The organism is Hymenobacter sp. IS2118 (assembly GCF_000715495.1).
Lineage (GTDB): Bacteria > Bacteroidota > Bacteroidia > Cytophagales > Hymenobacteraceae > Hymenobacter.
Genome location: NZ_JNLX01000098.1, coordinates 48,593 through 56,787 on the forward strand (window position 1 = coordinate 48,593; position 8,195 = coordinate 56,787).

Annotated in this window: 7 protein-coding genes; 5 read left to right on the forward strand and 2 right to left on the reverse strand. The window is 59.0% G+C overall.

The features are described from left to right. Nucleotides 1-75 precede the first annotated feature (75 nt). Together GM79_RS08905 and GM79_RS08910 are read left to right on the forward strand one after the other, a co-directional pair. Nucleotides 76-1,353 carry a hypothetical protein gene (locus tag GM79_RS08905; protein WP_035562466.1) on the forward strand — a complete coding sequence of 426 codons (1,278 nt, stop codon included), beginning with the start codon at nucleotides 76-78 and terminating at the stop codon, nucleotides 1,351-1,353. 343 nt (nucleotides 1,354-1,696) lie between these two features. Continuing rightward, the gene (locus GM79_RS08910; protein ID WP_035562469.1) at nucleotides 1,697-3,538 is read left to right on the forward strand and encodes a glycoside hydrolase family 2 protein; all 1,842 of its coding nucleotides are present in this window, start codon (nucleotides 1,697-1,699) and stop codon (nucleotides 3,536-3,538) included. A gap of 75 nt (nucleotides 3,539-3,613) precedes the next feature. Here GM79_RS08910 and GM79_RS08915 read toward each other — a convergent pair whose 3' ends face one another. After that, nucleotides 3,614-3,919, reverse strand: a complete 306-nt coding sequence (locus GM79_RS08915) for a hypothetical protein (protein ID WP_035562472.1) — start codon at nucleotides 3,917-3,919, stop codon at nucleotides 3,614-3,616. Nucleotides 3,920-4,105: 186 nt separating this feature from the next. Here GM79_RS08915 and GM79_RS08920 point away from each other — a divergent pair, with 186 nt between their 5' ends. The 3 genes from GM79_RS08920 to fahA all read left to right on the forward strand — a co-directional run bounded on the left by GM79_RS08920 (nucleotide 4,106) and on the right by fahA (nucleotide 6,952). After that, nucleotides 4,106-5,209 (forward strand): Mrp/NBP35 family ATP-binding protein, encoded by a 1,104-nt coding sequence (locus GM79_RS08920; protein WP_035562477.1) that lies wholly within the window; start codon nucleotides 4,106-4,108, stop codon nucleotides 5,207-5,209. A gap of 95 nt (nucleotides 5,210-5,304) precedes the next feature. Then, nucleotides 5,305-5,568, forward strand: a complete 264-nt coding sequence (locus tag GM79_RS08925; protein WP_051718690.1) for a NifU family protein — start codon at nucleotides 5,305-5,307, stop codon at nucleotides 5,566-5,568. Between the two features lie 97 nt (nucleotides 5,569-5,665). Further along, nucleotides 5,666-6,952 (forward strand): fumarylacetoacetase, encoded by a 1,287-nt coding sequence (gene fahA, locus GM79_RS08930; protein WP_035562479.1) that lies wholly within the window; start codon nucleotides 5,666-5,668, stop codon nucleotides 6,950-6,952. Between the two features lie 139 nt (nucleotides 6,953-7,091). On the opposite strand, the gene GM79_RS08935 is transcribed toward fahA, so the two are convergent. Beyond that, the gene (locus GM79_RS08935) at nucleotides 7,092-8,153 is read right to left on the reverse strand and encodes a transposase (protein ID WP_035562095.1); all 1,062 of its coding nucleotides are present in this window, start codon (nucleotides 8,151-8,153) and stop codon (nucleotides 7,092-7,094) included. Nucleotides 8,154-8,195: the final 42 nt, after the last annotated feature.

The following is an 8,195-nucleotide window of genomic DNA, read 5'->3' on the forward strand; positions in this document are numbered from 1 at the left end:
TCGGCGACCAGCGCTTAACTTGAACCACGGACGCCGCAACCCCGTTGCTTCGTCGCGCTTCTTTCTCGAAAAACTATGTTACTCACGCGTTTTTTATTCTTCCTGCTCCTGGCCGTGGCCTGGGTGGCCGCGCCCCTGACCGCTCAGGCCAATATGGTATTCATTCCAATGGATAACACCCAGAAAGAGGCTCTCAAGGCGTACGGGGTGGCTTTTTGGCTGCTCCAGCGCGATGTTCCGGTCGACTGGCTGCTGAACTATCGGGGCGGGTCGTTCGCCTTCGAAACCACCACCGGCGCCGAAAACGAGCTTGCCGTGCGCGGCGTCACGTTTCAGGTTATCAGCGACGCCCAGTACACTGGCATTCTGCAGGAAATAGCCGACCCCAATGCCAACATGGACGTGATGAAGCTGGAAAAAGTCCCCAAAATTGCGGTGTACACGCCCAAAGGCAAGCAGCCCTGGGACGATGCCGTGACAATGGTACTTGCCTACGCCGAAATTCCCTACACCCAGCTTTACGACGATGAGGTCCTAGCCGGCACCTTGCCCAAATACGATTGGCTGCATCTGCACCACGAGGATTTCACGGGCCAGTATGGCAAGTTTTACGCCACCTACCGCAACTACCCCTGGTACCAGCAGCAGGTGCGCGATGGGGAGGCGGCTGCCAAGCGCAATGGCTTCGGCAAAGTGAGCCAGATGAAAGCTACCGTGGCCGTCAAAATGCAGGAATTCATTGCCGGCGGCGGCTTTTTGTTTGCCATGTGCTCGGCCACCGACAGCTACGACATTGCCCTGGCAGGCCTGGGCCTTGACATGGTGGAAAGCATGTACGACGGTGACCCGGCCGACCCCAGCGCTCAGAGTAAGCTGAATTACAACCGCTGCCTGGCCTTCGAAAACTTTCAGCTGGAGCGCAATCCGATTCAGTACGAGTACTCCAACATCGACATGCAGCCCAACGAGCGCGGCCTGGGCGAGCAGAACGATTACTTCTCGCTCTTCACCTTCTCGGCCAAGTACGACCCGGTGCCCACCATGCTGTGCCAGAACTACGAAAAGACCATTCACGGCTTCATGGGCCAAACCACGGCCTTCCGCAAGCGCCTCATCAAGTCGGATGTGGTGGTGATGGGCGACACCAAGCAGACCGGCGAGGCGCGCTACCTGCACGGCACCCTAGGCAAAGGCACCTGGACTTTTTATGGCGGCCACGACCCGGAGGATTACCAGCACCTCGTGGGCGAAGAACCCACTGACCTGGCCCTGCACCCCAATTCGCCGGGCTACCGGCTGATATTGAACAACATTCTCTTTCCGGCAGCCAAGAAGAAAAAGCAGAAAACCTGAGCCTTGGCGCCGCTGCCTGCTGACATAAAAAAATTCCCGTTTCTGATGAAACGGGATTTTTTTATGCCTGACCTAACACGCAAAATCATTTCACATAGGACTTACGCACTCAGTTGCTGGCGCGCGTCTCCGACGCGTTACCCACGGGTTCCGCGTCTCTGACGCGCGTAGCCAACCACACCAGACGGGGCGAATGGCAGCGTTTGGAAACGTCATATTAGGCAGCCACGCACCCGTGACGCGCGCCAGCGGCATTTTACTTGAGAGCAGGCCGCTCTAATTTAAATACATTTACTGCCGCACGCCTGCTCAAAGGCCATAGCGCAATTCCATTTCCCGCCGCATGGACGACCAGAATTCCTCGAATTATTCCCTCTCTTTCAGCCACCCCGAACAGACCGCTTCCGAGCAAGTAGCCAACCCCTTGCCCAGGGCCGTACTGCGCCTGAATAGCCACCAGCTGCTCGACGGTCAGTGGCACTTTGCCCACGACGATGCCGACGCCGGCCTGACCGAGAACTGGGCCCAGGGCCACGTTTACGAGCACACCGCCCAGTGGCCCGGCTCGGTGGAAGAGCACCTGGCTCAGGGCCGGGGGCACCAGGGCGCCACCGGCTGGCACGACAAAGTAGTAGTGTGGTACGAGCGCGAATTTCGCCGGCCCGACGTGGCGGAGCCCGAAGCGCGCTCCCTGCTTCAGCTCACCTTTGGGGCCTGCGGCTACGAAACCAGGGTCTGGCTCAATGGCCAGCTACTGAAAACCATTGAGGGCGAAGAAATTCACTTCGGCGAGTACACTTCATTCTCTTATGAGCTGAGCGCAGACCAGCTGCAGCCCGTGAACCGCCTCACAGTGCGGATTGCCGACAACATGGACGCCGAAACCCCGCGCGGCAAGCAGGAATCGCACGTTTACAAGCGCGGGGGCATCTGGTACCAGACCTATACCGGGGCCGTGCGCAGCGTGTGGCTGGAGGCCGTGGAGCGCAACCGGCTGCGCTCCCGCGTGGGCGTCATCAGCGTGGTGGAAGACCAGCTGGTGCGGTTCAATATGACGCTGCGCATTCACGACGCCGGCGACTACACCATTCGCCTGCAGATTTTTGACCCGCACACCACGGACCGGACCGCCCCGCTGGCGTCCTCGGATTTTCCGCTGCACCTGGAGCCGGGGCAGTGGCAGCAGCGGCTAGTGCTGGAAGTGCCCGGCGCGGAGCTATGGTCGCCGGAGGCCCCGAACCGCTACCGGCTGGTAGCCCAGCTTATAGACCGCGACGGGTACCCGGCCCAGATTGAAACCCTGTTTGGGCTGCGCAAAATTGAAGCCCGGGGCCGCTACGTGTACCTCAACAACGAGGCGACCTACCTCGACGGCATTCTCTACCAGCCCGGCCAGGCTACGTTTAAAGAAATGCAGCGCCACATGCACGCCATGAAAGCGCTGGGTTGCAACCTGGTGCGCGTGCACATTGCCGGCATCGACCCGCGCATCTATAACCTGGCCGATGAGCTGGGCTTGCTGCTGTGGGTGGAAGTGCCGAGCCCGCACAGCTCGACGCCGCGCAGCCGCGAGAACCACCGCGCCGAGTTGCTGCGCCTCGTCACGCTCAGTGAAACCCACCCTTCCATCATCATCTGGAGCCTGTATAACGAGGATTGGGGGGCCCAGGACATTGCCACCAACCCCGAAACCCGCCAGTACATCATGGACACCTACCACTTCATGCAGATTGCCTACCCGCAGTTTCTGGTGGTGGACAACGACGGCTGGCACCATATTTCCCACATTGGCCGCCTGAAGTCCGACCTGCTCACGGCCCACCTCTACACCCCCGACCTGACGCGCTGGAAAGAACTGCTGGACCGCCTGGTGGGAGGCGAAATGACGGGCACCGCCGCTTTTCCGCTGGTCGTGGGCGACCCATTTTTTTACCGGCGCCAGGTGCCGCTCATCGTGAGCGAATGGGGCGGCTTTGGCTTCCCGGACTACGGCGGGCCGCAGGACGCGGAATCCCGCACCAACAGCATCCTGGCATTCAAACAGGAGCTGCGCCGCCGACCCATTGCCGGCGACGTGTACACGCAGGCCACCAACATCGAGGACGAACGCAACGGCTTGATTGACCCGCAAACCGGCGCGCTGAGCGTGCCCAAAGGGCTGCTCGCTTCCCCCATTAGTTGTTAGTTGCTAATCGGCGATTATTATTAATTTGCGCATAATCAAGCTCTTACCTGACAACCGACAACTAACAACCAGCAACTAATACCTCGATGGCTGCCGCGGCGGCTGGGGCACAGCCAGGGTGGCGGTGATGCACCAGTCTGACCGCAGTGCCGTGTTGTTGGCGCGGAGCTGGGTCAGGATTTTGCCCGGCACGGTACTGGTAATGGAGCCCTGGCGCAGCAGTATTGTGGCCACTTCCAGGGGTTGGTGGGATGCGGGCACTTTGGCCGCACCGGGCACTATCAGCTCAAAAACAACCAGCGACTCCGCTTCTTCGGAGCTCTGGGAAAGGCAGTTCACTTCGACAGTGCTGACATGCGTTGTTGGGTCGCTGTTTGACATATAGAAGGTGTGAAAACGTTGAATAACGAAGACCAAAATAGGGTTCGTAAATATGGCAATCAATTGTCGGATTATTGCTACTGAACCCCTTAACTTAATCAAAAAGCAATAGGATACGGGCCGAACCTGCCCGCCGCTTCTGGGGTTATCTTTGCAGCGCGTCGTTTTCCGGCGCTTTCCCGACCTATGACCATAACCAAAGAAGCCGTTCTCAAAGCGCTGAGCTACGTGGAGGAGCCCGACCTGGGCCAGGACCTGGTGACGCTCAACATGATTGAGAACATTGAGATTGACGGCCTTACCGTAGCCTTTACCGTAGTCCTGACCACGCCCGCGTGCCCGCTCAAGCAGCTCATTCACGATGCCTGCGAGCGCGCCATCCACACGATGGTGGACAAGGACGCCAATGTGGTCATCACCATGACCTCGCGCGTGACCACGCTGCGCAACAACCGCGGCGACCTGCTGCCCGGCGTCAAAAACATCATCGCCATTGCCTCGGGCAAAGGCGGAGTGGGCAAAAGCACGGTCACGGCCAACCTGGCGGTGGCTTTGGCCGCCACTGGTGCCAAAGTGGGCCTGGTGGATGCCGACATTTCGGGCCCCAGCATGCCCACCATGTTTGGCGTGGAAAACGAGGCGCCCCACATTTTCCAGGGTCCCAACGGCAAAAACCTCATTCAGCCGATTGAGAAGTACGGCGTCAAGCTGATGAGCATTGGCTTTCTGGCACCGGCCGAATCGGCTATTGTGTGGCGTGGCCCCATGGCGTCGTCGGCACTCAAGCAATTTATTACCGAAGTAGATTGGGGCGAGCTGGATTACCTGTTGCTGGACCTACCGCCCGGCACGTCCGACATTCACCTGACGCTGGTCCAAACCGTGCCCGTGACCGGTGCTGTCATTGTGACTACGCCGCAGAAAGTGGCGCTGGCCGATGCGCAGAAAGGCCTGCAAATGTTCCGTCAGCCCCAGATAAACGTGCCCGTGCTGGGTGTGGTAGAGAACATGGCCTGGTTTACGCCAGCTGAGCTGCCCGACAGCAAGTACTTCATTTTTGGTGAAAATGGCGGCCAGCGACTGGCGGCGCAGCACGACGTGCCGCTGTTGGGCCAGCTGCCGCTGGTGCAAAGCATCCGCGAAAACGGCGATGAAGGCCAGCCCGCCGTGCTCGACCCCAAATCGGTGGTGGGACGCCTATTCGCCGACCTGGCCGAAGCTGTAGCCCGGCAAATCAGTATTCGTAACAATGTAGCCCCCAAAACGGCCGTCGTGCAAATGAATCCTTAAGTCACTAGCTGTCAGTTGTTATTCATTTGAAATCATCTGGAATAACAACTGACAGCTAGCAACTGACAATCCGTTTACTTTTGAACGACTACTTAATGCTCGTGGAAAGCTCAACCCCTGCCCCCGTTTTCGACCACCCGCTGATGCCTCGCATTGAGGCCGCACTGGACACGCTGCGCCCCTACCTGGCCACTGACGGTGGCAACGTGCGCGTAGCCAACATCACCGCCGACGGCATTCTCCAACTCGAATGGGAAGGCGCTTGCGGCGCCTGCCCCATGTCGCCGATGACAAGAGCGGGCCTGGAAGACACGGTGAAAAAAGCCGTGCCCGAAATCACCGCCGTAGAGGCCCGGTAATATCCCGGAGCTGCGGGACACTGTTGCCCGAGCTGCCCGAAACATGCAGTAGCGCGGCCCAGCTCTACTTTTGCCCGCGCACCCTTCCCCTTTCCCTATGGCCACCTCGCCTAATTCGCCTACCCTTCGCTCCTGGATAGATATTCCGCCTACGAGCGACTTTCCCATTCAAAACTTACCCTTTGGGGTGTTTGAGACCGATGAGCGGGGGCCGCGCCTGGCGGTGGCCATCGGGGGCTACGTGCTCGACCTATACGCCGCCAGTCAGCACGGTTTCTTTCAGGATTTGACGGAGTTGGGCGCGGCGCAGCCCAAAGTATTTCGGCGCCGCTCTCTCAATGCCTTTTTGCGGCTGGGCCGGCCGGCGTGGCGCGCCGTGCGCCAGCGCGTAAGCGAGCTGTTGCGCCACGATGCGCCCGAGTTGCGCGATAACGAAGGAGCCGTAAGCCAGTGCCTGCTGCGCCAAACCGAAGTGCGCATGCTCCGCCCCATCAAACCGGCGAACTACACCGATTTCTACAGCAGCATCGAGCACGCCACCAACGTGGGCACCATGTTCCGGGACCCGGCCAATGCCTTGCTGCCCAACTGGCGCCACCTGCCCATTGGCTACCACGGCCGCACCAGCAGCATCGTGGTTTCGGGCACCGATATTAAGCGGCCCAATGGCCAGCGCAAGGCGCCTGATGAGGCCCTGCCCACTTTTGGCCCCAGCCGCCAGCTCGACTTTGAGCTGGAAATGGGTTTTGTAGTTGGAACCGGCACCGAGTTGGGCGCCACCATTCCCCTGGCCGACGCCGAGGACCACATTTTCGGCCTTTGCCTTTTCAACGACTGGAGCGCCCGCGACCTACAAAGCTGGGAATACGTGCCGCTAGGGCCATTTTTGGGCAAGAACTTTGGTAGCAGCATGGCTCCGTGGATTGTCACGCTCGATGCGCTGGAGCCCTTCCGCATTGCCGGGCCGGTGCAGGAGCCCACGCCCCTGCCCTACCTGGCCCACAGTGGCGAGCACAATTTCGATGTTAACCTAGAAGTGGCCCTCACGCCCGCCGGCGGTACCGAAACAACCCTCAGCCGGGCCAATTTTGGCCTTATGTATTGGAGCATGGCCCAACAGCTGGCCCACCACGCCTCCAACGGCTGCAATATTGAAGCCGGCGACCTGTACGCTTCGGGCACCATTAGCGGCCCTACCCCCGACTCGCTCGGCTCGATGCTGGAGCTGGCCTGGCGCGGTACCCGGCCCGTGCCGCTGCCCGATGGCTCGGAGCGTAAGTTCCTGCTCGATGGTGACACCGTAACCATGCGGGGCTACGCCGAAAAAGAAGGCATCCGAATTGGATTTGGCGAAGTTACAGGCACCATCTTGCCCGTCGAGTAACGTTTTTAGTTGCTGGTTGTCGGTTATTAAGCAGTGGAGCATAATTAATCGCACTCTATTTAAGCCGTCATGCTGAGCTTGTCGAAGCATGACGGCTTTTTGTTATGCTTACTTTTGCGCAAGTACTTAGTTACTGATGTTACGCAGCCATTTTGGTTAACGCGTAGTGCATGGCTTTGAGTCCGCGCAAATAAAGTTGGGCTTTGAGGCGAAAATGACCAATGCCTAATTGTCGGGTTATCTTCTCTAACTTGATGTAGGCCAGGATGGAAGAAAAGAAATGATTGGCCTGCGTATCGATGGTTTTCGTAGGCGACTTGCCCATCGACGTGTTTTGCTTGAGCGATTTGTGGTACTCCTCGATTTTCCACCTTTTCTGGTAGATTACCGTCACTTGTTCCCCGGTCAAATTCGTATCGCTGCTCACCAGATATAACACGCCCTGCGAACCGTCCTTATTTGTAAAGACTTGCCGGACCACGAGCACCGCCTCCACGACGCTCCGTAGCCAGACGCGCAAGGGCTGCCCATCCGGGAAAGCCAGCGTATCAAGGGCCTGGAATTCCCCATTGCCGCGCCCCACTTCGCTCAGGGCCACGGTGCGCGAGGTGGGCAGGGCAAAAATAAAGTCGTGGCCCAACGCGCGCACCTGGTTCATGTTCTCAGCCGAGGCATACCAGCTGTCGGCCAGCAGGTAGCCGTAGGCCACTTGCTCTTGGGCCACGCGCAACATGGCGCGGAGCATCTCGTTTTTCGTCAGCGGGCTTTTCTGACTCACTTTCTGGGTTTTAGGGTCGGTTACGGCCTGCGTTTTCTCCACCAGCTCCACGGCAATCGGCACGGCGAGCGAACCGGCCACATAGAGCAGGCTCACGAAATTGAGCCCCTTCACGTACCGCCCCAGGCTATGGTCGTAATGGGTACAGAGCAGGGCATTGGCATCGGTGTGGGCCTTCTCCAAAATAGAATCATCGACGATAAGAACAGCAAAATCGGCTGCTTCCAACGTCCGCTCGGTTTGCCGAATCAGCGGTTTGGCATGGCCCCAGACCTGGCGTGAATCCAAGTGTACGCTGCTGAGCCAGCGCGTCACCTGGTCGTGACTAAGCTGCCCATCGAACAGGCGTGAGAGGCCCGTAGCCGAAGTTTGGCCCGTCGAGCTGATGAGATAATCCGTGTACAAATCCAGGGTGCAGGCCATCGAAAACGGTAGTTAGAACGGAAAAATACTGCGTAACATCAG

Bases quoted from the DNA above. Each gene is read 5' to 3' on its own strand.
- GM79_RS08905 (WP_035562466.1), top strand. From the start codon at position 76: ATGTTACTCACGCGTTTTTTATTCTTCCTGCTCCTGGCCGTGGCCTGG.
- fahA (WP_035562479.1), top strand. From the start codon at position 5,666: ATGGCCACCTCGCCTAATTCGCCTACCCTTCGCTCCTGGATAGATATT.
- GM79_RS08920 (WP_035562477.1), top strand. From the start codon at position 4,106: ATGACCATAACCAAAGAAGCCGTTCTCAAAGCGCTGAGCTACGTGGAG.
- GM79_RS08925 (WP_051718690.1), top strand. From the start codon at position 5,305: ATGCTCGTGGAAAGCTCAACCCCTGCCCCCGTTTTCGACCACCCGCTG.
- GM79_RS08915 (WP_035562472.1), bottom strand. From the start codon at position 3,919: ATGTCAAACAGCGACCCAACAACGCATGTCAGCACTGTCGAAGTGAAC.
- GM79_RS08935 (WP_035562095.1), bottom strand. From the start codon at position 8,153: ATGGCCTGCACCCTGGATTTGTACACGGATTATCTCATCAGCTCGACG.
- GM79_RS08910 (WP_035562469.1), top strand. From the start codon at position 1,697: ATGGACGACCAGAATTCCTCGAATTATTCCCTCTCTTTCAGCCACCCC.